Origin of the sequence: Thioalkalicoccus limnaeus, assembly GCF_041197575.1 — a bacterium.
GTDB lineage: Bacteria > Pseudomonadota > Gammaproteobacteria > Chromatiales > Chromatiaceae > Thioalkalicoccus > Thioalkalicoccus limnaeus.
Map to the genome: position 1 here is coordinate 30442 of NZ_JBDKXB010000015.1, position 23589 is coordinate 54030.

Annotated in this window: 24 protein-coding genes; 14 read left to right on the forward strand and 10 right to left on the reverse strand. The window is 65.8% G+C overall.

What is annotated here, in order from left to right:
• The first annotated feature begins 245 nt into the window (after positions 1 to 245).
• Together ABC977_RS11755 and rfaE1 are read left to right on the forward strand one after the other, a co-directional pair.
• Positions 246 to 821: a D-sedoheptulose-7-phosphate isomerase gene (locus ABC977_RS11755; protein WP_369667455.1), complete on the forward strand. Its 576-nt coding sequence runs from the start codon at positions 246 to 248 to the stop codon at positions 819 to 821.
• Entirely contained in the window at positions 802 to 2370 is a 1569-nt protein-coding gene (gene rfaE1, locus ABC977_RS11760) for a D-glycero-beta-D-manno-heptose-7-phosphate kinase (protein ID WP_369667456.1), read from the forward strand. Before ABC977_RS11755 ends, rfaE1 begins: the two co-directional genes overlap by 20 nt.
• 22 nt (positions 2371 to 2392) lie before the next feature.
• Here rfaE1 and ABC977_RS11765 read toward each other — a convergent pair whose 3' ends face one another.
• Positions 2393 to 3415, reverse strand: a complete 1023-nt coding sequence (locus ABC977_RS11765; protein ID WP_369667457.1) for a DUF21 domain-containing protein — start codon at positions 3413 to 3415, stop codon at positions 2393 to 2395.
• Positions 3416 to 3507: 92 nt separating this feature from the next.
• Positions 3508 to 3918 (reverse strand): OsmC family protein, encoded by a 411-nt coding sequence (locus ABC977_RS11770; RefSeq protein WP_369667458.1) that lies wholly within the window; start codon positions 3916 to 3918, stop codon positions 3508 to 3510.
• Between the two features lie 234 nt (positions 3919 to 4152).
• Here ABC977_RS11770 and ABC977_RS11775 point away from each other — a divergent pair, with 234 nt between their 5' ends.
• Positions 4153 to 4599 (forward strand): cache domain-containing protein, encoded by a 447-nt coding sequence (locus ABC977_RS11775; RefSeq protein WP_369667459.1) that lies wholly within the window; start codon positions 4153 to 4155, stop codon positions 4597 to 4599.
• A 137-nt stretch (positions 4600 to 4736) separates the two neighbouring features.
• On the opposite strand, the gene ABC977_RS11780 is transcribed toward ABC977_RS11775, so the two are convergent.
• Positions 4737 to 5108, reverse strand: a complete 372-nt coding sequence (locus ABC977_RS11780) for a hypothetical protein (RefSeq protein WP_369667460.1) — start codon at positions 5106 to 5108, stop codon at positions 4737 to 4739.
• A gap of 81 nt (positions 5109 to 5189) precedes the next feature.
• Between ABC977_RS11780 and ABC977_RS11785 the strand changes: the two genes are divergently transcribed.
• Positions 5190 to 6389: a glycosyltransferase gene (locus ABC977_RS11785; RefSeq protein WP_369667461.1), complete on the forward strand. Its 1200-nt coding sequence runs from the start codon at positions 5190 to 5192 to the stop codon at positions 6387 to 6389.
• A gap of 116 nt (positions 6390 to 6505) precedes the next feature.
• Here ABC977_RS11785 and ABC977_RS11790 read toward each other — a convergent pair whose 3' ends face one another.
• The 3 genes from ABC977_RS11790 to ABC977_RS11800 are packed head-to-tail and all read right to left on the reverse strand — an operon-like array spanning position 6506 to position 9368.
• Complete coding sequence (locus ABC977_RS11790; protein ID WP_369667462.1) at positions 6506 to 6829, reverse strand: chaperone modulator CbpM; 324 nt, start codon at positions 6827 to 6829, stop codon at positions 6506 to 6508.
• 4 nt (positions 6830 to 6833) lie between these two features.
• On the reverse strand, positions 6834 to 7760 hold the full coding sequence (locus tag ABC977_RS11795; RefSeq protein WP_369667463.1) for a DnaJ C-terminal domain-containing protein: 927 nt from the start codon (positions 7758 to 7760) through the stop codon (positions 6834 to 6836).
• Positions 7761 to 7817: 57 nt separating this feature from the next.
• Complete coding sequence (locus tag ABC977_RS11800) at positions 7818 to 9368, reverse strand: AAA family ATPase (protein WP_369667464.1); 1551 nt, start codon at positions 9366 to 9368, stop codon at positions 7818 to 7820.
• 224 nt (positions 9369 to 9592) lie between these two features.
• On the opposite strand from ABC977_RS11800, the gene ABC977_RS11805 reads away from it, so the two are divergent.
• From ABC977_RS11805 to ABC977_RS11825, 5 genes are all read left to right on the forward strand, one after another.
• Complete coding sequence (locus ABC977_RS11805) at positions 9593 to 11143, forward strand: 2-isopropylmalate synthase (RefSeq protein ID WP_369667465.1); 1551 nt, start codon at positions 9593 to 9595, stop codon at positions 11141 to 11143.
• Between the two features lie 8 nt (positions 11144 to 11151).
• Positions 11152 to 11961: a uracil-DNA glycosylase gene (locus ABC977_RS11810; RefSeq protein ID WP_369667505.1), complete on the forward strand. Its 810-nt coding sequence runs from the start codon at positions 11152 to 11154 to the stop codon at positions 11959 to 11961.
• Positions 11962 to 12339: 378 nt separating this feature from the next.
• Entirely contained in the window at positions 12340 to 13473 is a 1134-nt protein-coding gene (locus tag ABC977_RS11815) for a cobalamin B12-binding domain-containing protein (RefSeq protein ID WP_369667466.1), read from the forward strand.
• A complete protein-coding gene (locus ABC977_RS11820) occupies positions 13460 to 14407 on the forward strand; it encodes a GGDEF domain-containing protein (protein WP_369667467.1) in 948 nt (315 codons plus the stop codon). The genes ABC977_RS11815 and ABC977_RS11820 overlap by 14 nt, the downstream gene beginning before the upstream one ends.
• A gap of 227 nt (positions 14408 to 14634) precedes the next feature.
• On the forward strand, positions 14635 to 15015 hold the full coding sequence (locus ABC977_RS11825; RefSeq protein WP_369667468.1) for a sulfur globule family protein: 381 nt from the start codon (positions 14635 to 14637) through the stop codon (positions 15013 to 15015).
• Between the two features lie 308 nt (positions 15016 to 15323).
• Here the strand turns inward: ABC977_RS11825 and ABC977_RS11830 are convergent, their stop codons facing one another.
• Together ABC977_RS11830 and ABC977_RS11835 are read right to left on the reverse strand one after the other, a co-directional pair.
• Complete coding sequence (locus ABC977_RS11830) at positions 15324 to 16616, reverse strand: arsenic transporter (protein WP_439849186.1); 1293 nt, start codon at positions 16614 to 16616, stop codon at positions 15324 to 15326.
• A 75-nt stretch (positions 16617 to 16691) separates the two neighbouring features.
• Positions 16692 to 17177 carry a CBS domain-containing protein gene (locus ABC977_RS11835; RefSeq protein ID WP_369667469.1) on the reverse strand — a complete coding sequence of 162 codons (486 nt, stop codon included), beginning with the start codon at positions 17175 to 17177 and terminating at the stop codon, positions 16692 to 16694.
• A 243-nt stretch (positions 17178 to 17420) separates the two neighbouring features.
• Here ABC977_RS11835 and ABC977_RS11840 point away from each other — a divergent pair, with 243 nt between their 5' ends.
• The 5 genes from ABC977_RS11840 to nifM all read left to right on the forward strand — a co-directional run bounded on the left by ABC977_RS11840 (position 17421) and on the right by nifM (position 21112).
• Positions 17421 to 17951 (forward strand): disulfide bond formation protein B, encoded by a 531-nt coding sequence (locus tag ABC977_RS11840; protein ID WP_369667470.1) that lies wholly within the window; start codon positions 17421 to 17423, stop codon positions 17949 to 17951.
• A gap of 210 nt (positions 17952 to 18161) precedes the next feature.
• Positions 18162 to 19406, forward strand: a complete 1245-nt coding sequence (nifV, locus tag ABC977_RS11845; RefSeq protein WP_369667471.1) for a homocitrate synthase — start codon at positions 18162 to 18164, stop codon at positions 19404 to 19406.
• Between the two features lie 23 nt (positions 19407 to 19429).
• Positions 19430 to 19774, forward strand: a complete 345-nt coding sequence (nifW, locus tag ABC977_RS11850) for a nitrogenase-stabilizing/protective protein NifW (protein ID WP_369667472.1) — start codon at positions 19430 to 19432, stop codon at positions 19772 to 19774.
• Positions 19758 to 20219 (forward strand): nitrogen fixation protein NifZ, encoded by a 462-nt coding sequence (locus ABC977_RS11855; RefSeq protein WP_369667473.1) that lies wholly within the window; start codon positions 19758 to 19760, stop codon positions 20217 to 20219. Before nifW ends, ABC977_RS11855 begins: the two co-directional genes overlap by 17 nt.
• Positions 20216 to 21112 carry a nitrogen fixation protein NifM gene (gene nifM, locus ABC977_RS11860; RefSeq protein WP_369667474.1) on the forward strand — a complete coding sequence of 299 codons (897 nt, stop codon included), beginning with the start codon at positions 20216 to 20218 and terminating at the stop codon, positions 21110 to 21112. The genes ABC977_RS11855 and nifM overlap by 4 nt, the downstream gene beginning before the upstream one ends.
• 103 nt (positions 21113 to 21215) lie before the next feature.
• Here nifM and ABC977_RS11865 read toward each other — a convergent pair whose 3' ends face one another.
• A complete protein-coding gene (locus ABC977_RS11865) occupies positions 21216 to 21869 on the reverse strand; it encodes a cytochrome b/b6 domain-containing protein (protein WP_369667507.1) in 654 nt (217 codons plus the stop codon).
• Positions 21856 to 23454 carry a tetrathionate reductase family octaheme c-type cytochrome gene (locus ABC977_RS11870; RefSeq protein ID WP_369667508.1) on the reverse strand — a complete coding sequence of 533 codons (1599 nt, stop codon included), beginning with the start codon at positions 23452 to 23454 and terminating at the stop codon, positions 21856 to 21858. The genes ABC977_RS11865 and ABC977_RS11870 overlap by 14 nt, the downstream gene beginning before the upstream one ends.
• Positions 23455 to 23589: the final 135 nt, after the last annotated feature.

A 23589-nucleotide genomic window follows, 5' to 3' on the forward strand; every position in this document is an offset into this window, starting at 1 on the left:
GACCGGGCGAGCCGCCCGGCGCCCCTCGACGATCGCGGCATTCAGCGCGACGGAGAAGGCCACCAGTCTGGGGGCTGAATTGCGACTCGATTTCTGCCCCAGTTGATTCGGCGACTCTTCGACCAGCATACTCGGTCGGTGTGACCTTCGAGGCGCCGCTGAAGCGCTCGACACGCGGTTTCGAACGACGCGCGGCGCGGAGACCCTGGAGCCATGGCCTGGCGGCCTCCCCTTTGGAGCAATCCATGCAAAGACACATCCGTGCCACCCTCGCGACCCACATCGAGATCATTCGCCAACTGGAGGCACTGACCGCCGATATCGAACGCCTCGCGCTGCGCATCGCCGCAACCCTGTCCAGCGGCGGTCGCGTGTTCTGGATCGGCAATGGCGGCAGCGCTGCCGACTGCCAGCACCTTGCCGCCGAGATGGTCGGACGCTTCCAACGCGAACGCGATGGGCTCTCGGCCATCGCCTTGACGACCGATACCTCGATCCTGACCTCGGTCGCGAACGATTTCGGCTTCGAGGCGATCTTCGCCCGCCAGATCGAGGCCCTAGGCCGGCCAGGCGATCTGCTGATGGGCCTCTCGACCTCGGGCAACAGCCCGAACGTCCTGGCCGCGATGCAACGCGCCGCCGACCTCGGCCTCTATCGCGCCGGCCTGACCGGAGCGCGCGGGGGACGCCTGGTCGAACACACGGACCACTGCCTGATCGTACCGAGCACCAACACTGCGCGCATCCAGGAGGCACACATCCTGATCGGTCATCTGCTCTGCGACCTGGTCGAGACGCGTTTTGCGACCGCCACACCATGACTGGCGATCCAAACCCGCAGAGCCCCTCTACGAGCGGACGCCGGACCGGCGCGGATTGCTGATGTTGCGGGATCCGGATCCGGTTCTCGACGCCGTTCGGCGGCGTTTCGATCGCCGCCGCGTACTGGTCGTCGGGGACGTGATGCTCGATCGCTACATCTGGGGCCGGGTCCGGCGCATCTCGCCCGAGGCGCCGATCCCGGTGCTGCAGCTCGAACGCGAGACCGAGGTTCCAGGCGGGGCCGCGAACGTGGCGCGGAATCTCGCCGGTCTCGGCATGACGGTCGAGCTGGCCGGGGCGACCGGCGACGACAGCGCGCGCGTAAGCCTGCTGCGCGCGCTGACCGCCGAAGGGATCGATCCGGATGCCCTGCTGATCGTCGGCGACCGGGGCACCACGACCAAATCCCGCGTGATCGGCAACCACCAGCAGATGCTGCGGATCGACGACGAATCTACCGCCTCGCTATCCGACGGCGATCAGGAACGGCTGCTTGCCGCCGTGATACCACGGCTGCGGGGCCTCGGGGCGCTGGTCTTGTCCGATTATGCCAAAGGCGTGTTGACCCCTGTGCTCTGCGCGGAACTGATCGGCCGCGCCAAGGCCTTGGGGATCCCAGTCCTGGTCGATCCCAAAGGCCGGGATTTCCGCCGCTATGCGGGGGCGACCCTGATCACCCCGAACAGGGCGGAATTGGCCGGCGCGACCGGGGTAGCGCTCGACGATCATCCCGGACTCCTGAGCGCAGCGGTCCAGATGCGTGCCGACCTCGGCCTAGCCGCGATGGTCCTGACCCTGAGCGAACAGGGGCTGGCCCTGATCGACGAGACCGGGACCGCCTTGATCCCGGCGATGGCGAAGGAGGTCTTCGACGTCTCGGGTGCCGGCGATACCGTGATTGCCGCCTTCGCCGCGGGTTTGGCGGTCGGCCTCGGATTCCCCGACACGGCGCATTTGGCCAACCTCGCGGCCGGCGTCGTCGTGGGTCGTGTCGGGACCGCGGTGATCGGCACCGACGATCTGCTCGCGACCATCTCGACCGAACAGGCGCTGGGGCAAGCGGCCAAGGTCTGCGATCTCGCGAACCTGGCCGACCAGGTTCGCCGCTGGCAGGCCACCGGGGAACGCGTAGTCTTCACGAATGGCTGCTTCGATCTGCTCCATGTCGGTCACGTCACCTATCTGGAGCGAGCGCGGCGCCAGGGTCAGCGCCTCGTCGTCGGGCTCAATACCGATCGTTCGGTCCGCGAGCTCAAGGGGCCGGATCGACCGGTGATCAGCGAGGACGATCGCGCCCGGGTCGTCGCCGCGCTCGCGGTCGTCGACGCCGTCGTCCTGTTCGATGAGCCGACGCCGCTGACGCTGATCGAGACGCTCAGGCCCGATGTACTGGTCAAGGGGGCCGACTACCGGGAAGACGAGGTGGTCGGTGCCCGCCAGATCCGCGCCTGGGGCGGACAGGTGGTCCTGATACCTCTGGTCCCGGAACGCAGCACGACCGCGATCATTCGGCGTCTCGGTGCCGATGACGGGACGAGCCGGGGCTGAGGGTCCACCGGTCGGCACCGCCCTACTGGTCGGCCGGAATCGGGCGCGCGATGCCGCGCAGCAGACGTCCGAGGATATCGGTTCCGGTCACGACGCGCGGCTGATCGCACCATAACAGGATCACGTCGTTATCGAGGATGTCGTCACCGAGGTGACGCGGCAGGATACGGAACCGCGGGATCAGGCCACCCAATTTGGTATCGGCTTCACGAACGATGATGGGTCGGTGGCAATGGCGGATGGGACTGAAGAGCTTCGGCGCGAACAGCGCGTCGCGCAGGAAATCGTCGGCGCGGATCACGAGGCGCGGCTCGCCCGACGGATCGACGATCAGGATCCAGCTCTTGCCGGACCGATTGACCGCGCGCAGAAAGGGATGATCGATGTCGGGTTCGATCCGCGGAAACAGCGGGCGATCGCCATCGAACGGCAGGCACAGGACGCTGCGCGGGTCGATCGGCTCGCCTTCGTCGCGCAGCGGCACGTCGTCGATCTCGAGGAAGTTCAGCGCCCCCTGACCCTCGATCCGGGCGATGTCGCTGTCATCCGACGCCATGTGCAGCTCTATCACGCGGCGCAGATCCCGTTCCCGAAAATAGCGGATCTCCTCGCCACCGAGCCACGCGTCCAGCACCCAGGCCGTCGGGCGCGCGACCGGATAGAGAAGCACCTGATAGAATCTGAGCAGCGGCGCCAGGCGGGCGGCCATCGCTAGGGCGTGGCGGGTGAAATAGGCTTGCGGGATGATCTCGGCGAAGAGGGTGATCACGACCGTCGAAAACAGGAAGGCCACTACACCGCTCAAGACGGATCCGGACAGCAGCGCCAGCATCACGTTCACGCTGACGTTGCCCCAGAGGATGGTCACCAGCGCGAAATTGGCCTGGTCGCGCAGGGCGAGGACCTGACGAGCCTTCGGGTTGCCCTTGCGCGTCTCGACCTCGAGCTCCAGCTTGCTCAGAGAAAATAGCGCCAGATTCAGGCCTGACAAGATCGCCGACTGCGACAAGCACAGCAGAACGCCCAGCCAGATCCAGATGGTCATGTCGACGCAGCGCCCATCAGGGATCTCCCCGAGAGGCCGGGACCAGGCCGTCGCCCGAGACGAGCAACGCACTCACATCCGCCGATGCGGCCTCACTCGGCGGAGACGAGCTCGGTGACGAAGCGCGGCGGCTGCTCGATCGTCCGTTTCACCGCGCATTGGTTCATCGCCTTGACGATGCCGTCGCGATACTTGTCCGGAAAACCCTCCGGCAAGGTCAGCCGCAACACGGCCTGGGCTGCCGCAGGGTCGGTCTTATGCCCCTGCCAATCCATCCGAAGATGCAGGCCCTCGGTCGGCAGATTGCGGGCCTGGCAGAACTTGAGGGCGAAGATGCCGGCGCAAGTCGCGATCGACGCAAGGAACAGGTCGAAAGGTTGCGGTGCCGCGTTCGTACCCCCGTGCTCGACCAATTGGTCGGTTTGGATCCGGAATCCACGAAGCTCAGCGTCGACGCGTTGTCCACCGGGAAAACCGATCTCGATCCGTTCTGTCAAAGCCATCGCGACGGCTCCTTCATTTCTCGACCCGCACAGATCATACCGGAGGTCGAGGAGCCCATGCATCACCTCTTTCGTCCCTTCACCCGAACCGCGAGACGCGGATCGCGATCACCACGCAGCTCGAGAGTGCGTTCCGCGCGGGCTGCGCGAGGCCGTCAAACGCCCCTATGGACCGCGAACTCGACTTGTAATAGTGTTGGCGCTCCCGAAGAACAATATGATGAGGAGACAGAGATGAAACAGGTCCTAGTTGGTGTCGCCGCGTTGACCCTGATGACCTCGGCGCTGGCCTTCGAGATGGCGTCCCCGGATGAGGCCAAGGCGATGAGCGAGCGCGCCCAAGCCGTGGTCAACGAGATGGGCAGTGAAAAGGCCTTCGAGATGTTCGCCGATCCGGATGGCGAGTTCATCGATCGCGACCTGTATGTCTTCTGCATGGACATGGAGGGCGTGATGCTGTCCCACCCGCTGCGGCCGGAATTGGTCGGTCAGAACCTCATCGATTTCAACCGCTACGGCGATCTGCTCTTTCAGAACATGATCGCGAAGGCCAAGGAATCGGGCTCCGGCTGGGTCGATTACAACTGGACCTATCCAGGAACCGACGAGATCCGCGAGAAGACCAGCTATATCGCGACCAACGATGAGGAGTTCTTCTGTGGCGTTGGGGCCTATAAGTAAGTAGCCCGAACGGCGTCGGCGGCCCCGCCCCCGCGGAGCCGCCTCCCGATGTGCGGCGCACGTCCTCGGGAGAAGGCGGCCAGACCGTGCGCCCCGACTGCCGACAACTCACGATCGAGAGCGACCCGTTCGAAGGTTCAGGATCGGCCGTCATCAAGCCGCATCAGAAAACGCACGAAACCCATCGCGGCATTGAAAAAATCCATCCGTGGCTCGCCGCGGCAATCGGCCGCGATCCGTACGAGCGCCGCCTCGAGCTCGGCGCCGCGCAAGACGTCCTGGCCGGTCGCCAGATTGACCCCCGAGATGAACCCGGCCAACCATTCGCGATAACGACGGTATTCGTCGGTCTGATCGCCCCGCTCGAAGCCCGCGGCGGCGTCCAAGAACTTCTCGCAACTGTTGACGCCATAACCCCATAGGGTAGATGCCGCCGTCGGAGCCGGCGCCAACACGACCAGCAGAGCCACCGCACCGACCCGCCGCAACCATCGAGGTGTGACCTTCACTTTTGTGTAACCATTCATTCATGCGCCCCAGCCGGGCGTCCGCTAACATCCGTCGATTTGCCAATGCCAGGGAGCCGCGCGATGCGTGTGTTGATGATCTCCGACGTCTATTTCCCGCGCGTGAACGGGGTCTCGACGTCGATCCAGACCTTTGCCCGCGAATTCGTGGCGAAGGGCCATGAGGTCACCTTGATCGCCCCCGACTATGGGCATGGCAGCGACGACGACCCCTTCGAGATCATCCGCATCGGGTCGCGCTATCTACCGATCGACCCCGAAGACCGCATCCTGCGCTTCCGGCAGATCCGACGTCACCCGGCGCTCCGCGAACGCGGGTTCGACCTGGTCCATATCCAGACGCCCTTTATCGCCCATTACGCCGGGTTGGGCCTCGCCCGTCGGCTCGGGGTCCCCCCATTGGCCAGTTATCATACCTTCTTCGAGCAGTACCTGGACAAGTACGTACCCTTGGTCCCGGCCGCTTGGCTGCGGTTTCTGGCGCGCCGCTTCTCGGCCGCCCAATGCGCGGATGTGGCGGGACTGATCGTGCCGTCGCAAGCGATGCTCCGAATCCTCCGCCGGTACGGTGTCGAGACGCCGGCTCGCGTGATCCCGACCGGCATCGAATTGGATCGCTTCCGCCGCGGCGACGGCGACGGCTTCCGCGCGCGATGGGGCATCCCGCGCGAACGGCCAGTCATCGTGCACGTGGGACGCTTGGCGTTCGAGAAGAACATCGAGTTCTTGCTACGGACGCTCGTCCGGGTCAAGGACGCGGTTCCCGACGTGCTCCTCGTCGTCGCCGGTGCCGGGCCAGCGCGCCGATCATTGGAGGCGCTGGCCAGTGAGCTGGGCCTCGAGGCACACACGCAGTTCGTCGGATATCTGGATCGCGGCGGGCCGCTCGAGGACTGCTACAGTGCCGGCGACGTCTTCGTCTTCGCCTCGCGCACCGAGACGCAGGGGCTCGTCGTGCTCGAGGCCCTCGCCCTCGGCATACCGGTCGTCTCGACCGCGGTCCTGGGCACCCGCGAGGTCCTGGTCGAAGGGCGCGGCTGTCTGATCGCCGACGAAGACGAAGGAGATTTTTCGGCGAAGGTGGTCCAGCTGCTCGGCGACCCGGAACGGCGTCGCCAGCTGCGCGTTGCCGCCGAGGAATACGCCCGCGGCTGGTCAGCCCCGGCGCTCGCCGACCGGATGCTCGACTTCTACGGCCAGATTCTGGCGTGGCATGAAGACCCACGTGTCGTCCCGATGCCGGTTGACGAAGTCAAAGGGTGATGGGGGACAATGCGGGGATGATGGGCACGGCTGGTCGTGTAACGGAAAGCGGCTGGCAGCACTGATTTGTTCTGGGTCGGCATCGCAAGGTCCGACCGTCGCGCTGAGCTACGGGATCACAAGCGCAGGCGTCGCTCCAACACCCGTAGTCGGGCGCGCAGGGTCTCGATCTCTTCGATCAGTTCCAGTGCGAGTGCGGTGCCGGCGGGGTTCAGTTCGAGGTCTCGCTGCAGTCGCAGCGCGCGACGGGCGCGTCGGACCTCGCGACCACTGAAGCGCCATTCGTCCGGTCGCCGCCCCTGTGGACACAATACGCCTTCGTCGACCAGGTATTCGAGCATCTGGTCGCTCGATCCGCAGAGTTGCTTCAGTTCGGTCAGGGTGACGATCAAGCCCTCATCGAGCACAACGCCCTCGATGTCGATCACCATTCTTACCATGACGTCAGACTCCGAGTGAGGCCCGCGGATTGAACGCGAAGGTCTCGGCCATGCGGCGATACAGGGCCTTTTGTTCGTCCGTGTGGGCTACGGGGGCAAGGATCTCGAGCTCGACGAATTCGTCGCCGGGCGGATGACCGGGCAGACCCCGCCCCTTGAGCCGCAAGCGGCGCCCACCCTGGGAGCCGGCCGGAATCTTCAGGTTGACCGGGCCGGCCAGCGTCGGCACCTGGATCGACGCGCCGAGCGCCGCCTCCCACGGGGCGATCGGCACCTGGACATGGATGTCCTTGCCATCGGCACGAAAAAACGGGTGGGTGTCCAGCTCGATCTCGAGGTACAGGTCCCCGGCCGCTCCGCTGCCGCCCCCCGGGGCGCCCTGCCCCGCCAGGCGGATCTGCTGCCCCTGGGTCACACCGGCCGGGATGCGCACGTTCAGGGTCCTGGTCCGCGTCGTCAGACGGCCGTTCGGCTCGACGACCGGTTCCGAGAGCGTCAGTTGCCGCGTGGTGCCGGAGAAGGCCTCCGCCAGCCCGATGCGCAGCCGCGCGTTCTGATCCTCGCCACGCCGCGCCCGGGCCTCGCTCGCGCGCGCGCGGCGCCCGAACAGGCTTGCGAAGAAGTCGCTGAATTGGGCCATGTCCTCGGGTCGAAAATGGAACTCACGCTGCTCGAAGCCACCGCCTGGCGGCGGATGGAACTCCTGTCCCGCCTGCCAGCCGCGCCCGAGGGCGTCGTAGGCCGCGCGCTTCTCGGGGTCTTTGAGGACCTCGTTGGCTTCGTTGACCTCCTTGAAGCGGGCTTCGGCGTCTGTCTCCTTGCTGACATCGGGATGATACTTACGGGCCAGTCGACGGTAAGCCCGCTTGATGTCGTCGGGCGTCGCGTCGCGCGCGACGCCGAGGATCTTGTAATAGTCCTTGTATTCCATTGCGCTTGAACCTGTCGCACCTCATCACGCGATTGGACCGCCAGAACCGCGACCAGACTAGCCTGGCGCCGGGGGCGATTCAAGGTCGCGGCGGGTTCCGTCCGACCAATCGCCATCGTCGGGCGTCGGCTCGCGATGGGCCGGCACCGTCCGGCCTCGCGCCCAGCCACGCAACGCATCGATTTGGGCATCCATGACCACCGACAAGGGCTGGGTGCGCCGCAGCTCGTCCAGGATCATCGCGGTCGTGGGCTCGTCGCCGCCCTCCTTGGCCGCATAGCGGGCCGAGACCACCGCCTGTTCGATGCCGGCACCGGTGAAGCCCCGGCTGTGTTCGGCCAGGCGCGCGAGATCGAAGCGGTCCGGATCCAATCCGCGCCGCCGCAGGTGGATCGCGAAGATCTCGCGTCGGACCTCGGCATCGGGCAGATCGACGAAGAAGATCTCGTCGAGCCGTCCCTTGCGCACCAGTTCCGCGGGCAGACGTTGGATGTCGTTCGAGGTCGCGACGATGAAGACCGCGGTCTGGCGCTCGGCCATCCAGGTCAAGAGCGTGCCCAACACCCGCTGCCCGAGGCCGTCGCGATCGCCGCCGGTCGCGAGACCCTTCTCGATCTCGTCCATCCAGAGCACGCAGGGGGCCATCAGGTCGGCGGTCGAAAGGGCCTGGCGCAGGTTGCGCTCGGTCTCGCCGTAGTATTTATCGTAGAGGGCACCGAAGTCGACCCGCAGCAGCGGGATCCCGAGCTGACCGGCGACGGCCTTCGCCGCGAGGCTCTTGCCACCGCCCTGCACGCCGAGCAGCATGATCCCCTTGGGGAGATCGGTCGGATCGCCACCGCCGAGCAAGCCGACTCGACGGCGCGCGATCCAGTCCTTGAGGTTTTGCAGGCCGGCGACCTCGGCGAAGCTGGAGAGATCGTATTCGAACCCAATCACGCCGCCGGGACTGAGCAGCTCGTACTTGGCGCGCGTCACCTCTCGGACATCCTCGGCCGTGATCGCGCCGTCCTTGCGGATCGCGTTGCGGATCAGCCGGCGCGCGTCGGATTCCGTAACGCCAAGGAGGTTGCGCGCGAGCTGATCGACGGCCTCGCGGTTGGCGCGGAAGGCCCGCCCATCGATCGCGTGCTGCCAGGCCTGCGCCTCCTCCCGGATCAGCGCCAGCAGGCGGTTGCGATCCGGCAGACGCAGATCGAACCGCGCGCACAGGTGACGAACCTCGTCCGGCGCCGTCAGCGCATGGCTGATCAGCACCAGGGTTCGATTGAGCCGCTCGTACTCCTGCGCGATCTCCTTGATTAGGCGCACATTGACCGCCTCGTCGAGGAACGGGTGCAGATCCAGCAACAGATAGAGGCCGCGCTGCGATGTCGCCTTGATATGCCGCAGCACCGCGGTCGCTGGCGCCAGGTCGCGCTGCGGCCCGAGGCCGTCGAGCTCGATCCGCCGCAGGCCATCGGTCAGGGTCCAGCAAAAGGCCGGCTCGCCGAGACGCAACGCCAGTCGAGTGAAAAGCTGGACGATACGCGGCTCCTCGCGCGACTCGATCAGCAGGATCGGCGTCGTCGAGCGCAGCAGCAATTCCAGATCATGGGCGTCGGACATGGGCGGCAGGCAACCGGACGGGGGATCGACGGGACGAATGGTACCGCAAAGCGTCGAATCGGCCGCGGCTCGCCGCCGCCGTGCGCCAAAAAGAGGCATAATGATTCCATTTCGAGCCGGCCCGCGTCGCGCGACCGCGCGGCGCTCGGCAGGGACCGCCTTGCGGCCGTCACCGCGGTCGCGCCGGGCCGGAAACCGAACCGCTGACCCTGACCGAGGACACCATGAGCGACAAGTCCCACCTGATCATTTTCGACACGACGCTGCGCGACGGCGAGCAGAGTCCTGGCGCCTCGATGACCCGCGACGAAAAGGTCCGGATCGCGCGGGCCCTGGAGCGGCTCAAGGTGGATGTGATCGAGGCCGGCTTCCCGGCCGCGAGCCCGGGCGATGCCGAAGCGGTCAAGGCGGTCGCCGATAACGTTCGCGACAGCATCGTCTGCGGCCTCGCGCGCGCGCTCGATCAGGACATCGATTGTGCCGGGCAGGCGCTGTCCGGCGCCGCGGCCCCGCGAATCCACACCTTCATCGCAACCTCACCGATCCACATGGAGAAGAAGCTGCGAATGACGCCCGACCAGGTCGTCGAGCAGGCGGTGCGCGCAGTCAAGCGCGCGCGCCGTTACACTGACGACGTCGAATTCTCGCCGGAGGACGCCGGACGCTCGGAGCTCGACTTTCTGTGCCGGGTTCTCGAGGCCGTGATCGCGGCCGGGGCACGCACCGTCAACATCCCCGACACCGTCGGCTACAACATCCCCGATCAGTTCGGCGCGCTGATCGCGGCGCTGCGCGAGCGGGTGCCGAATGCCGACCAGGCCGTCTTCTCGGTCCATTGCCACAACGACCTGGGGCTTGCGGTCGCGAACTCGCTCGCTGCCGTCCGCCAGGGAGCGCGCCAGGTCGAATGCACGATCAACGGCCTCGGCGAGCGGGCCGGCAACTCGGCGCTCGAAGAGATCGTGATGGCCGTGCGCACGCGCCAGGACCTGTTCGACTGCGATACGCGCCTGGACACGACGCAGATCGTTCCTTGTTCACGGCTGGTCTCCAGCATCACCGGTTTCGCGATCCAACCGAACAAGGCCGTGGTCGGTGCCAACGCCTTCGCCCACGAGTCTGGCATCCATCAGGACGGCGTCCTCAAGCACCGCGAAACCTACGAGATCATGCGCGCCGAGGACGTCGGCTGGACGCAGAACCGCATGGTGCTCGGCAAGCACTCGGGCCGCAATGCCTTTCGCGCGCGTCTGCAGGAGCTCGGCATCCGCTTCGCGGCGGAAGATGAGCTCAATGCCGCCTTCGCCCGCTTCAAGGACCTGGCCGACAAAAAACACGAGATCTTCGACGAGGACCTCCAAGCCCTGGTGACCGACACCAACCTCGATGCGACCTACGAACGGATCAAGCTGGTCTCGCTGCGGGTCTGCTCGGAGACTGGCGAGACACCGATCGCGGACCTGGTGCTCGCGGTCGACGGGGTCGAGCGGACCGGCCGCGCCAGCGGCAGCGGCCCGGTCGACGCCACCTTCCGCGCCATCGAATCGGTCGTCGCGACCGGCACCCTGCTCAAGCTCTACTCGGTCAACGCGATCACCAGCGGAACCGATGCGCAGGGCGAGGTCACGGTCCGCCTCGAGCGCGGCGGGCGGATCGTCAACGGCCAGGGGGCCGACACCGATATCGTCATCGCGTCGGCCAAGGCCTATATCCACGCCTGCAATCGGATCCTCGAGCCGCAGCAGCGCGCGCACCCACAGAGCGCCGACGTGTGAACCGAACCATGGATGCCGATCGCCGGCTCGCGTATCTGGAGGCCATGGGCATCCAAGTCTGGGAGCGCCGCGACGCCGCAGCCGAGGCGACACCAGCTGCCAGGCTGCGAGTCGAGCCCATGGCCGCGCCGTCGGCCCCGATGGCGACCGTGCTCGAGGCACCCGCATCGCGCCAACCGAACGGCGCTCCGCCCCGGCCGGCGGCCGGAGACGCCGCGTCGGCGATCAGCACGATGGACTGGCCGACGCTGCGCGCCACCGTGCGCGAATGCCGCGCTTGCGCCCTGTGCGAGACCCGCACGCAAGCGGTGTTCGGTGTCGGCGATCCCCGAGCCGATCTGATGGTCATCGGCGAGGCCCCCGGCGCCGACGAGGATCGCGTCGGTGAACCCTTCGTCGGCCGTGCCGGACAATTGCTCACGCTGATGCTCCAGGCCATCGGCTTGCGCCGTGACCAGGTCTTCATCGCCAACGTCCTCAAGTGCCGACCACCGGGCAACCGCGATCCGCGACCGGACGAAGCCCGGGAATGCGAGCCCTATCTGCTGCGCCAGATCGAGCTGGTGGCGCCACGCGTGATCCTCGCGGTCGGCCGCATCGCGGCGCAGAACCTGTTGCGCACCGACGCCCCGATCGGCCGGCTGCGCGGCCGCTGGCATCAATTCGGGGAACCACCGCGACCGCTGTACATCACCTATCATCCGGCCTATCTTCTGCGCTCACCGGACAAGAAGGGCACGGCTTGGCACGACCTGATCGAGGTTTTGCGCCGACTGCACCAAACGCGAGTCGAGAATGCGCCTCCTGTGCCACTCTGACCGATTCGCCACTGCGCTGAGTCGTTGCTGACCCAGCCCGTGGTCGTGGCGCGGATGATCACCCGGGAGGGCTAGGGGCTCGATGCGCTCGCCATCCGGCCAGCGCAGGCGGAGGTGATCTGGCTCGCGGCGGCGGGTGGCGATAGCGGTACGGCTCGTCGTTTGCGCATGAGATCCCGATCTGACCTCGGGGTCGTCAGAACCAACAACCACCAGGATTCGCAATCGGATCAGGGGGCTAGCGGCATGTTGCGCATCTTCAGAACCAGGTGTTGCGGCTCGCGCGAGACACGGTTCGTCACGCTACCCGCTTAGGCACTTATCCGGTTTATATTGAACCTGTTTCTCCCATAGTCAGAGTCAATCCTCGTCGCAGCCATGACCAAACAAACAGCGAGGCTCTCGGATCTGGTGATCCAGGCTGTCGCGTTGCCAGCTGTTCCTGCGGCCGCGGTCGATGCCTATCGGTCGCTCATGCATCCGCTCGTGGTCGAGGTGACCCAGGGGCTGGCCAGCCATCCGCGTTACACGGAGTTTCTCGGCGGGAACCCGCCGTCGCTGCTCGCCGACAACCATCGCCATCACGCCCAGTTCATCGAGGAGATCCTCAGCAGCGGACGCTACGACCTACTGGCGGTCACCCTGCCCTGGGTCTATCACGCCTATCATGCCCGCGGCGTCCACTACGACTATTTTCCGGCTGAACTCGCGCTGTGGCGGCGCGCCATCGCCAAGGCATTACCGGCGACCGCCGAACCGATCAACCTGATTTACGACTGGATGCTCGAACACCACGACCAAGTCGTGCAACTGGCCGAGCAGCGTGCCGCCCGGCAACCGACTGTCGCCCCCGCTGTCGCTGAACTGTTCGAAGGCCTGAGCAACGCGCTCCTCGAGGGCGACGATGCCCGGGTTCTGGCCCTCTGTCGCGACGCCCGGGACGGCGGTGCCTCGCTGCCCGAACTGCTTCGACAACTGATCTATCCGGCCTTGCAACGGGTCGGCGATCTTTGGGAGGACGGCCGCATCTCGGTCGCCGACGAGCACCAGGCCACGGCGATCGTCAATCGCGTGCTGGCCGCGCTCTATTACGAGGAGGCATTCCCGGACGTGGCGCGTGGACGGGCCTTGGTGGCGGCCAGCGTGAACCAGTTTCACGAGATCGGCGCCTGGATGGTCGCCACCTGCCTGGAACTCGATGGCTGGGATGTCGACTATCTCGGCGCCAATGTCCCCACCGATGCGCTCCTTGATAAGGCGAGGCAAATCCAGCCCGATCTGATTGCCCTATCGATCTCGATGGCGTTCGGTCTGCGCGAGACACGCGCGCTCATCGCCGCCCTGCGCGAACAGCTCCCCGGGGTCAAGATCCTGATCGGCGGTCAGGTGTTCCAATGGCTGCCGACGCTGGCGGACGACATGGGGGCCGACGGCTGCCAATCGGATTGCGACGCGGCCGTCCGTTGGGCGCGGGAACACTGCGACGCGGCGCGCAGCCATGCACCAGGCTGATACCGCGGATTTCCAGCGCGCGCTCCATGATTTCGCGCTCGCCTCCGGCCACATCGTCGCGCTCGAGATCGACGCGACAGGTCGGATCCTGGACTACAACAAGGGCTTCAGCTTTGCCGTAGCGGCCGCCGGCGAACCACGCGGTCAACCCTTGCAGGCATTCTTTCCGCCCCAGAAGGGCAACCCGAGCGAGATCGTGCCCGGTCTGCCTGGAGGCCTAGCGGTGCCTTACCGACTCGTGTCGTGGGATGGCCAGGCATTTCTGCTATTCGCCTATCCGCTGGCCGAAGAACATGCCTTGTTGCTCGGGATGCGCTTGAACCCCGACGAATCCTTGGCGATGCAGCGCATGTCGGGCTTGACCACCGAGATGGGCAATCTGTTGCGCGAGCTACGACGGGCCAATCGGCGCATCCTCGACCTGGCACGCACCGATGCACTCACCGGCCTGCCCAATCGTCGCTATTTCTTCGAGCAATTGCGCGAGAGGGTGGTCCAGTCCCAGCATTTGAGGCGCCCGCTGTCGGTGCTGATGATCGACCTCGACCACTTCAAGCAGGTCAATGACCGATTTGGCCACGCCGGCGGTGATGCCGTGCTCAGGTCCATTGCCGCACTGCTGCGCGAGCAGGCCCGCGCGGGCGACTTTCCCGGGCGCTTGGGCGGCGAAGAGTTGGCCCTGCTGCTCCCGGGCACCGACGCCGAGCAAGCGCGCCGCGTCGCCGAGCGCTTGCGTGCCGATATGGCCGGGCTCCGCCCGCTCGGTGACGAGAATGCCGTCACCGCGAGCATCGGCGTGGCGACGCACCGTTCCGACGAATCCGAGGACGCCTTCCTGGCACGGGCCGACGCGGCCCTGTATGCCGCCAAAACCGCAGGGCGCAACCGGGTCGTAGTCGCTGGCGACGTCGCGGATCCCGCCACTTCCAACTGAAGACCAGAAGGCTCGAAAGTCATGCCGAGTTTAGCCAGGCGCCTGTCGGGCCGGGCGAGCATCGACCAGACGAGCGCGACAGTCGAGACGACATCTATCAATCAGCATAAACACATCGATATTTGCTTCTTGCTATTTTAGAATTTTCTTATATTCTTGTGAACTGTTGGCGCCGCAAACGCCTCCTCGTCACGACGAACGACAACCAACGATATCTGGAGAACTGTATGAAGAAGCTTGCTACTGCCGCCGCGATCGCCGCCCTGCTGGGCGTTTCCGCCTCCGCCAGCGCTTGGTGGGGCGGCCCGGGTTGGGGTGGCCCCGGTTACGGCGGCAACGACTGGTTCAACGACATGTTCGGCGACGGCTACGGCGATTTCAACATGAGCATGAGCGGTGGTGGCCGTGGCTGGGGCCGCGGTAACAACCGTTATCGTGACTACTATGGCTATGGCCCGTACGGCTACGGCGCCCCGCATGGCTGGGGTGCGCCCTACGGTTGGGGTGGTGCTCCCTACTATGGCGGTGGTCACCCGTACGGCTACCCTTACGGCGCGCCGATGGCCCCTGGCGCCCCGGTGGCCCCGGCCCAGCCTGACGCGAAGTAAGGCTTAGGCCAGTGGAGACTCGCAGTCCGAGATCACTCGGGCTGCGGTGGATTCGGACGGCCGCCGCCCCCTGTCGGGGTCGGCGGCCGTTTTCTTTTGGTCACCGCCAGTCTGGCGGAACCGCGCCGTTCCAGGACGGTGCATCGCGAATCGAGCGCTGGCCAGGACCAGCTCCGTGTCGCTGGTCGCGAGCATCGCGCAAACACCGGCGACGCGCCGTGAATGCATCCTCGCCGACGCGACCGCGATGTCACGCCCGCCGATGATCGCGCCATACGGCAGCGTTCGGGCCATTCAGAACGCGGTGGTCACCGAATCAGCGTCAGCCAGCCGGCCAGTGCCAGCAGCGTCACCAGCAGCACCGGCGGCGTGATCAGGATGCCGATCTTGAAGTACTGCCCCCAGGTGATCTTGATGCCGCGGCGCGCGAGGACATGCAGCCACAGCAGGGTGGCGAGACTCCCGATCGGCGTGATCTTGGGTCCGAGGTCGGAGCCGATGACATTCGCATAGATCATCGCCTCCTTGACCAACCCGGTCGTGTTGGCCTCGTCGATGGACAGGGCTACGACCATGACCGCCGGCATGTTGTTCATGACCGAAGACAAGAAGGCGGCGATGAAACCAGTGCCGACCGCCGCGGCCGTGATGCCGAACTGGGCGATCCAGTCCAGAAGCCCGGCGATATTGGCGGTCAGACCAGCGTTGCGCAGCCCATAGACGACCAGGTACATGCCGATCGAGAAGATCACGACCTGCCACGGGGCGCTGACCAGGACCCGCCGGATCGAGATCGCGTGGCCGCGAGCGGCCACAACGAGCAGGATCGCGGCGCCAAGACCGACGATTGCCGAGATCGGCACCCCCATCGGCTCGATCACAAGGAACGAGATCAGCAGCAAGGCCAACACGGCCCACCCGGCCTTGAACACGGCCGGATCCTTGATCGCCTGCTCGGGACGGCGCAGCCCGGCCAGGGCGTAAGTCCGCGGGATCTGTTTGCGGAAGAAGAGATACAGGACTGCGAGCGATGCCGCGACCGACACGAGATTGACGACGACCATCACGGTTGCATACTCGAGGAAACCGATGCCGAAGAAGTCTGCCGAGACGATGTTGACGAGGTTCGAGATGACCAGCGGCAGACTCGCCGTGTCGGCGATGAAGCCGGCGGCGATCACGAAGGCGAAGGCCGCCCCGGCGGAGAAGCCGAGGGCCAACAGCATTTCGAGCACGATCGGGGTCAACATCAGTGCCGCCCCGTCGTTGGCGAACATCGCGGCGACGGCCGCGCCGAGCAGAACGATGAAGGCATAGAGCCGCGGCCCGCTGCCGCCCCCCCAACGCGCCACGTGCAGCGCCGCCCATTCGAAAAACCCGGCCTCATCGAGCAGCAACGAGATGATGATGATGAAGACGAAGGTCAGGGTCGCGTTCCAGACGATATCGACGACGATCGGCACATCCGAGAACTGCACGACACCGGTGGCGAGTGCCAGTGCCGCGCCGGCCAGCGCGCTCCAGCCGATCCCGAGCCCCTTCGGCTGCCAGATGACGAAGGTGATGGTGACGACGAAGATCGTCAGGGCTATCAACAACATGAGATGGTCCTTAGGCTTTTGCGGTCGATTCGAGCAACGGCCGGTCCGGGTTGCGACCGGCCACCAGGCGCAGGGTCAGGGGTCGGCCCGAAACGGATTGCAGCAATCGGGGTCGTCGGCCAGGCAGCGGAGCAGATCGAAACGCGACACCAGCCCGACCAGGCGGTCATCCTCGGTCACCGGCAGGGCCTGCACCCGGTGCTCGAGAAACATGCGGGCCGCGACCGTCATGTCGTCGTCCGGCGTCAATGTCACCGGTTTGCGCGTCATGACCTCGCCCGCGGTGCGACCGGAGGTCCGATTCGGCCCATTGTTCGAGGCGTCGCGGACCGGCGAGCGGTAATAGGACTCCTTCCACCAGGCCTCGCGCTCCTCGATCCGCTCGTCCGCGAGCCGGTGAGTCAGATCGCCGGAGGTCACGATACCGACCAGTCGACCCTGATCGTCGATGACGGGCACACCGTTGATCCGTTGCTGCACCAGCAGTCGCGCGACCTCCTGGATTGGCGTATCCGGCGTCACGCAGCACGGATCCGGGCTCATGAAATCACCTATACGCATCTCGAAGTCCTCGCCGTGAAAGAGCCTTTTCGCCAAAGAATACGATCTCTAGAATATACCGCAAATCATATTCACAGATATCCCGGCGACCTCGCAACGCCTTCTTGGTCAGGTTACATTGGGTCGCCCGACGCGGCCGTGGACCGAACAGCGGTCCGTGTCTCGCGCGAACCGCCGTACGATTTCCGGGTCCGAAGGCCCGTCGACGATGATTCTGAACCCCCTCTCCAATGGAGTTCCGCCATGCCCGTGCCCACCCCTCGCCTGATCTGGTCAAGCATAGCTTTGGGGGCAGGCGGTGTCGTGCTGCTGAGCATCGGCCTGACCGAGTGGTTCAACCTGCATCCTTGCCATCTGTGCATCTTCCAGCGCCTGCTGTTCATGATACTGGCTGTCCTGGCGCTGACCGCAGCGCTGTTTGCCACCGGTCGTGGCGGACGGATCCTGGGCTTCGCCGTGGCGCTGACGGCCGCTGCCGGGCTCGCCACGGCCCTCTACCAGAGCTTTCTGGAGCGTCAACCGCCATCGATGGACTTCTCGTGTGTGGGTGCGGAACCCACGCTCATCGAGCGCCTCGTCGAACGGCTCGGCGAATGGCAACCGCTGCTGTTCCTCGCGACCGGCTTCTGTGACGAGATGGGTCCGCAGTTTCTTGGCCTTTCGCTCGCCAACGCCGCACTGGTCGGCTTCCTGATGGCCCTGATCGCCGCCGTTGCCGCGCTGATGCGTCACGGGCAAGCCCCGAACGTGCAACCGAGGCGCGACGCGATCTGACCCGAAGCGCATCCCTCACGGGCAAGGGATGCTTGACTGGGCGGGGGCTTGTCGCAAAGCCGACAGGTGGTCAGCCAAGCGCTGTCACGAAGAGAGCAACAGGTGCCCGCGGCCGGCTGAACCGCCGCAGTGCCGCGGGCCGGCCGCGAAGGCCCAGAGATGGTCCGTGTTTTGCATGCCTCCCGCTATAGAACCGCGGGAGCCCCCTCGATGCACCAAAATCGACCCATCGTCACGATCAACGACACGACGCTACGCGATGGCGAGCAGTCGGCCGGTGTCGCCTTTTCGCTCGGCGAGAAGCTCGCGATCGCGCAGGGGCTCGACGCGCTCGGGGTCCCGGAACTCGAGGTCGGCATCCCGGCGATGGGCGACGAGGAGCGCGAATCGATCCGCGCCGTCGCCGATCTGGGCCTGCGGGCGCGCCTGATGGTCTGGAGCCGAATGCGTGCCGATGACCTTCGACATTGCGCCGATCTCGGCGTCGCCTTGATCGACCTGTCGATACCGGTCTCGGATCAGCAGATCGCCGGCAAGCTGCGCAGGGATCGCGCCTGGGTGCTGCGACAAATCGAGCAGCAGGTGGCGGCAGCCATGGATCTAGGGCTCGAGGTCTGCGTCGGTGCCGAGGATGCGTCGCGGGCCGATGTCGAATTCCTGTGGCGGGTCGCCGAGACGGCGCAAAAGGCCGGCGCCCGCCGGCTGCGATTCGCCGATACGCTGGGCCTCATGGAGCCCTTCGGCCTGTTCGAGCGAATCCGTGAACTTCGCGCGATCGTCGACCTGGAGATCGAGATGCACGCCCACGACGACCTGGGTCTCGCGACCGCGAACAGCCTGGCCGCGGCGCGGGGCGGTGCGACCCACATCAACACCACGGTCCATGGCCTCGGCGAGCGGGCCGGCAATGCGCCGCTCGAGGAGGTCGTCATGGGCCTGAAACACCTTCACGGGATCGCGACCGGCGTCGAGCTGGGCGGGTTCTCGGCCTTGTCGCGGCTGGTGGCCCGGGCCTCCGGCCGGCCCGTCGCCTGGCACAAGAGCCTGGTCGGGGCCGGGGCCTTCACGCACGAGTCGGGCATTCATGTCGATGGGCTGATCAAGGACCCGCTGAATTATCAGGGCGTCGACCCCAGCGAGATCGGACGCCGCCACCAACTGGTTCTCGGCAAGCATTCGGGGCGTCAAGGCGTGCGCCGCGCCTACGCCGATCTGTTGCAGATGGACCTCGACCCAGCCGAGGCGGAACGGCTGCTGCCGCTGGTCCGCCGCTACGTTACACGGACCAAGCGCCCGCCCAAGGCCGCAGCCTTGAAACGCTTCCTGCGCGAGGTCCGGCGCGCGCCATCGAACCACGCCTGGTCGTTGGGCAGGCTCGAGCGGCCAAACGATCCAGCCGCGGTCAAGGACGAAACGATCCGGCACCGCGTCGCAGCGACGGCCCCTATCTTCTGACCATGACCCGATCGGAGACCGATATGACCGACGACGAACTTGAACAAGACCTGAGCGAACTGACCAGCGCCGAGGACTTTCTCGACTATTTCGGTATCCATTACGAGCCGGCGGTGGTCCAGGTCTACCGCCTGCATATCCTGCAGCGCTTCCACGACTACCTCGCCGAGATCGACGAGATGCCAGACCAGGCCGCAATCCGTTGGAATCTCTACGCCGAACGGCTGGGCTGGGCCTACCGGGATTTCCTGATCTCGGATGCGCGCACCGAGAAGGTCTTTCGGGTGTTTCAACCCCGCCCGCCACGCTCGGTCAACGTGACCTTTGGCAAACTCGCCGAGCAGCGCTCCGATGCGTCCCAGGTTTGACTATGGCGACGAGGTGCGCGTGCGGCGCAACGTCCGCAACGACGGCACCTTTCCCGGCTCGGCGCGTGGAGCCCTGCTGGTCCGGCGCGGCCTGGTCGGCCATGTCCGGGATATCGGAACCTTCCTGCAGGATCAGATCATCTACTCGGTCCATTTCCTCGACGTCGATCTGGTCGTCGGCTGCCGCGAGGAAGAACTGCAGGCCGCCGACGACCCCTGGATCGCCAGCCGTTTCGAGTCCCGGGAGTTGGTTGCCGCGGCCAGACCCCTGGGGCGGAGCGGTCGGGTCCTGGTCGAGCCCGGCGAGGTCGGCGAGGTCATCAAGGTGATCCGTGACCAGGATCGAGGTGTCTGTTACCACGTCCATTTCGCCGGGCGCGGGACGCTTCAGGTAGCGGAGACCGCCCTGACCTGGCCCCATGACGCCGAGGAGGCCGCCCTATGACGTCCACCGTTCGGCCCGCGACCGCGCGATCGCCGGCCTATCGCTACCATCTGCTGCGCGCCGCCACCGAGCGCCATGGTCGCGACCCGGCCCATCTCGAGCCAGATGAGCTCGCGCGGGCCGCCCGCCAGGCCGATCAGAGCCTGCGACTGGAGACCATGGTCCTGGCCTCGGCCGAGGCCGGCGGGGTCGTTATCTCCGAGGGAGAACTCGATGCATCGGTCGCCGCGATCACGACCCGGTATGCCGACCCGGCCGAGATGGCCGAGGATCTCGCGCGCAACGGTCTCGACGAACCAGCGCTGCGCGCGGCCCTGCGTCGAGAGCTGGTCTTCGACGCCGTGATGCGCCGAGTCGGGGCGCGGCACGCCCTGGTCACCGACGACGAAATCCGCCAATTCCACGCCCGAGCGCCCGAGCGCTTCGCCCGCCCCGAGCGGCGCACCGTCAGCCAGATCCTGATCACGATCAACGCCGCCTTCGCCGAAAACCAGCGCGCCGTCGCGCTGGCCCGCAGCGAGGCGCTGGCCGCAGCGCTCGAGCTCGACCCGGAGAGCTTCGCCGATCTCGCCCGACGTCATTCGGAGTGCCCAAGCGCGCTGTCTGGCGGACAGCTCGGGACCGTGGCTCGTGGGCAACTGTACCCGGAACTCGACCGGGTGCTATTCCGTCTCGTTGAAGGGGAGATCGCCGGTCCGATCGAAAGCGAGATCGGTCTGCACCTGCTGCGTTGCGACCGGGTCCTGCCGGCCGCGTCGCCGAGTCTGGCCGAGATCCGCGAACAGATCCGCGCCTTTCTCGTTCAGCGTCGCCGCCGGGCCGCGCAGCAAGCCTGGATCACCGCGCTGAAACAGGAGTGCGGCGCGGCCGATTTCGCGACGACCGAAGGCTGACCCCGGCCGCCGGCCCGCCGAACCCCTCGGCCGCCCGGCGGATGTCGCCGGCCGACCCGCGTCCCGCTGAGATGTCGCAGACGAAGGCCGGCGATGGGCTCCGTCAGCGGATCATCGCCGGCTGATCCTTTTCGAGATAAGCCACCTCTTCCGGCGTCAATTCCACCTTGTCGAAACCGGTCAGCATCGGACGCACATGCTCCCGGAACGAGTGACCCGTGGTCAGCATATACACGTGGATCAGCGCGAAGACCAGGATCGCGAAGGCGGCGCCGGTATGAACCAGCGCGATGCCCTCGAGCCAGGCGCTCGCGTGCGGCAGGTCGCGCCACAGGAAATAGACCATATAGGCGATCCCGGTCACCCAGATCAGCGGAAAGAGCACGATCTTCAACATCAGATAGGCCAGCGCCTGAAGCGGATTGTGCTTGCGCCAGAAGGCCTTGCGATACGGATGGCGCTCGCCCTGGAAGATCCCATAGCTATAGAAACGCAGGACCTTCCACAGGCCCACGCCGGTCGGCAGGAAGTGTCGCCAGGTCTCGGTCGTGAACAGCCAGAAGACGCTGAAGGCCCAGAGCACCAACAGGGCGAATGCAGCATAGGTGTGCAGGGTCACCGCTGTCTCGAAATCCAGAAGTCCATGAAAGCCGTGCAGGCCGAAACCCGTGAACATCAGCACCAGGATCAACACCATCTGCGCCCAGTGCCAGAAGCGCTCGAAGCGCCCGAAGATCAGGACCTCACGCGTGACCATCATGTTGCTGTCCCCGGTTGGTGAAACGACGTATCAAGGCATGAACCAAAATCGCGAGCAAGGTGCCGAGAACCGCCAAGATGCCGATGACATCGAGCAAGCCGTGGCGATCGCGGCCGGGCAGATAGACACCGTCGAGGCCCGCAAGCCGTCCGTCTGCGGCGTGGCAATCACGACAGGCCAGCGCGTCTTCCTTCGGGGCAACCATGTGCGTGATCGGCCACCAGGACAGGGTCTCGGCATACCCGTACTGACCCGAATAGTCGAGGCCGAAATCCTTCATGCCCTGCTCGATCGACACACCCATGTCGTACCCGCCCCAATAGGCCGCCTCGTCCTCGCCCCATAGGTGGGCATAGACCAGGGTGCCGTTGCCGAGATCCACCGGCTGCCAGGTGCGCATCGGTTTGAAAGGCCAGATCCGTGACGCAGGATCGCCGCGCGAACCCCTGAACCCGTTGATCTCGATCGGTTGCGCTGCGAGATCGAAACGGGTGTCGATGGTCGTGTAATGCATCTGCCCGTCGAACCACGCGTATTCCGGCACCAAGTCCTCCGCGTAACGGAAGTCGCCCTTGATCGATTTGTAGGTATAGCGCTTTTCGCCGTTGCCTTGGACATAGCCCTTTTCGTAATAGCCCTCGCCGTCGCGAACCCGGCCGGCGGTTCGCCAATCCCAATCGGTCATGGTCGCCACGCCGCCGCGGGCGTACTCCGGGATATGACAGGTCTGGCAGGCGATGCTGGAGATGTGGTCGTTGAGCTTGAAGTTGGCCACCGAGGTCACCGGATGCGGCGCCAGGCCGTGGCAGGATTCGCAGGTGGCCACGTCGCGCCGCTGACCCGGTCGACCGGTGCCTTCGGTGTCCTTCGCGATCACGCGATAACGGCTGCCGGCCCAGATGTGTCGCGTCGTCACATGGCATGCGGTGCAGGCGAAATTCAGCCCGCCGGCAGCCATGTGGACATCGAGTTCGCGCGGGGGGTCGACCATCGCACTCGACAGGTCGCCGTGCTTGACGTTGTCGCCGCCACCGCCATGGAAATGGCAACTTCCGCAGTTCGCCCGCCGCGGCAGACCGACATTGCGCGCCACCCAAGACAGGTTCAGCGGCGGCATGTCCTCGAACATGACCGCACAGGCCGGGTGTCCTTCGCTGTTCGGCGTCTTGAAATAGGAACCGGTCGTATCGTGACAGACGAGGCAGTCGATGTTCGTCTCGTCGGTGAAATCGAAGTCCTCGTCGCGCCAACCGTAGCCGGCATGGCACTGGGCGCACATCCCCTCGTTGCCGCGGGCGTTGGTGCAGAAATTGTTAACCAGGTGCTTCTTGCCGAGGATCTGCCCGGTATCGGGGTTCTTGTATTCCCAACGCCAGTGAATGTTCTGCATGAAATGCTGCCCGGCTTCCGTGTGACAACTCAGGCAGGCCTTGGTGACCGATGGGCCGTCCGTGAACGGCTGTTGCAGGATCTCGAACTTCGTGTGGTCGGCGGTGCCGCCGGTCAGCGGGCCCGAGACCTGCAAGGGGCTCGGCGGGGGCTCGGCGACAGCGCCGCGCGGGGGGGACTCGGCGGATGCGATCGCGACGAAACCGATAGCCACGGCCAGGTGCAGACCGGCCAGGAGAATCAAGCGCAGGGAACGTATCACGGAGTTGCTCCCGGTGGTTTGGGTTCGGCCCGGGATACATGGTCTCGGACACGATCTTCTTTCGTC

Coding starts and splice junctions, on each gene's coding strand:
- ABC977_RS11755 (WP_369667455.1), top strand. CDS start 246: ATGCAAAGACACATCCGTGCCACCCTCGCGACCCACATCGAGATCATT.
- ABC977_RS11765 (WP_369667457.1), bottom strand. CDS start 3,415: ATGACCATCTGGATCTGGCTGGGCGTTCTGCTGTGCTTGTCGCAGTCG.
- ABC977_RS11770 (WP_369667458.1), bottom strand. CDS start 3,918: ATGGCTTTGACAGAACGGATCGAGATCGGTTTTCCCGGTGGACAACGC.
- ABC977_RS11775 (WP_369667459.1), top strand. CDS start 4,153: ATGAAACAGGTCCTAGTTGGTGTCGCCGCGTTGACCCTGATGACCTCG.
- ABC977_RS11785 (WP_369667461.1), top strand. CDS start 5,190: ATGCGTGTGTTGATGATCTCCGACGTCTATTTCCCGCGCGTGAACGGG.
- ABC977_RS11790 (WP_369667462.1), bottom strand. CDS start 6,829: ATGGTAAGAATGGTGATCGACATCGAGGGCGTTGTGCTCGATGAGGGC.
- ABC977_RS11795 (WP_369667463.1), bottom strand. CDS start 7,760: ATGGAATACAAGGACTATTACAAGATCCTCGGCGTCGCGCGCGACGCG.
- ABC977_RS11800 (WP_369667464.1), bottom strand. CDS start 9,368: ATGTCCGACGCCCATGATCTGGAATTGCTGCTGCGCTCGACGACGCCG.
- ABC977_RS11805 (WP_369667465.1), top strand. CDS start 9,593: ATGAGCGACAAGTCCCACCTGATCATTTTCGACACGACGCTGCGCGAC.
- ABC977_RS11810 (WP_369667505.1), top strand. CDS start 11,152: ATGGATGCCGATCGCCGGCTCGCGTATCTGGAGGCCATGGGCATCCAA.
- ABC977_RS11815 (WP_369667466.1), top strand. CDS start 12,340: ATGACCAAACAAACAGCGAGGCTCTCGGATCTGGTGATCCAGGCTGTC.
- ABC977_RS11820 (WP_369667467.1), top strand. CDS start 13,460: ATGCACCAGGCTGATACCGCGGATTTCCAGCGCGCGCTCCATGATTTC.
- ABC977_RS11825 (WP_369667468.1), top strand. CDS start 14,635: ATGAAGAAGCTTGCTACTGCCGCCGCGATCGCCGCCCTGCTGGGCGTT.
- ABC977_RS11830 (WP_439849186.1), bottom strand. CDS start 16,616: ATGTTGTTGATAGCCCTGACGATCTTCGTCGTCACCATCACCTTCGTC.
- ABC977_RS11835 (WP_369667469.1), bottom strand. CDS start 17,177: ATGCGTATAGGTGATTTCATGAGCCCGGATCCGTGCTGCGTGACGCCG.
- ABC977_RS11840 (WP_369667470.1), top strand. CDS start 17,421: ATGCCCGTGCCCACCCCTCGCCTGATCTGGTCAAGCATAGCTTTGGGG.
- nifV (WP_369667471.1), top strand. CDS start 18,162: ATGCACCAAAATCGACCCATCGTCACGATCAACGACACGACGCTACGC.
- nifW (WP_369667472.1), top strand. CDS start 19,430: ATGACCGACGACGAACTTGAACAAGACCTGAGCGAACTGACCAGCGCC.
- ABC977_RS11855 (WP_369667473.1), top strand. CDS start 19,758: ATGCGTCCCAGGTTTGACTATGGCGACGAGGTGCGCGTGCGGCGCAAC.
- nifM (WP_369667474.1), top strand. CDS start 20,216: ATGACGTCCACCGTTCGGCCCGCGACCGCGCGATCGCCGGCCTATCGC.
- ABC977_RS11865 (WP_369667507.1), bottom strand. CDS start 21,869: ATGGTCACGCGTGAGGTCCTGATCTTCGGGCGCTTCGAGCGCTTCTGG.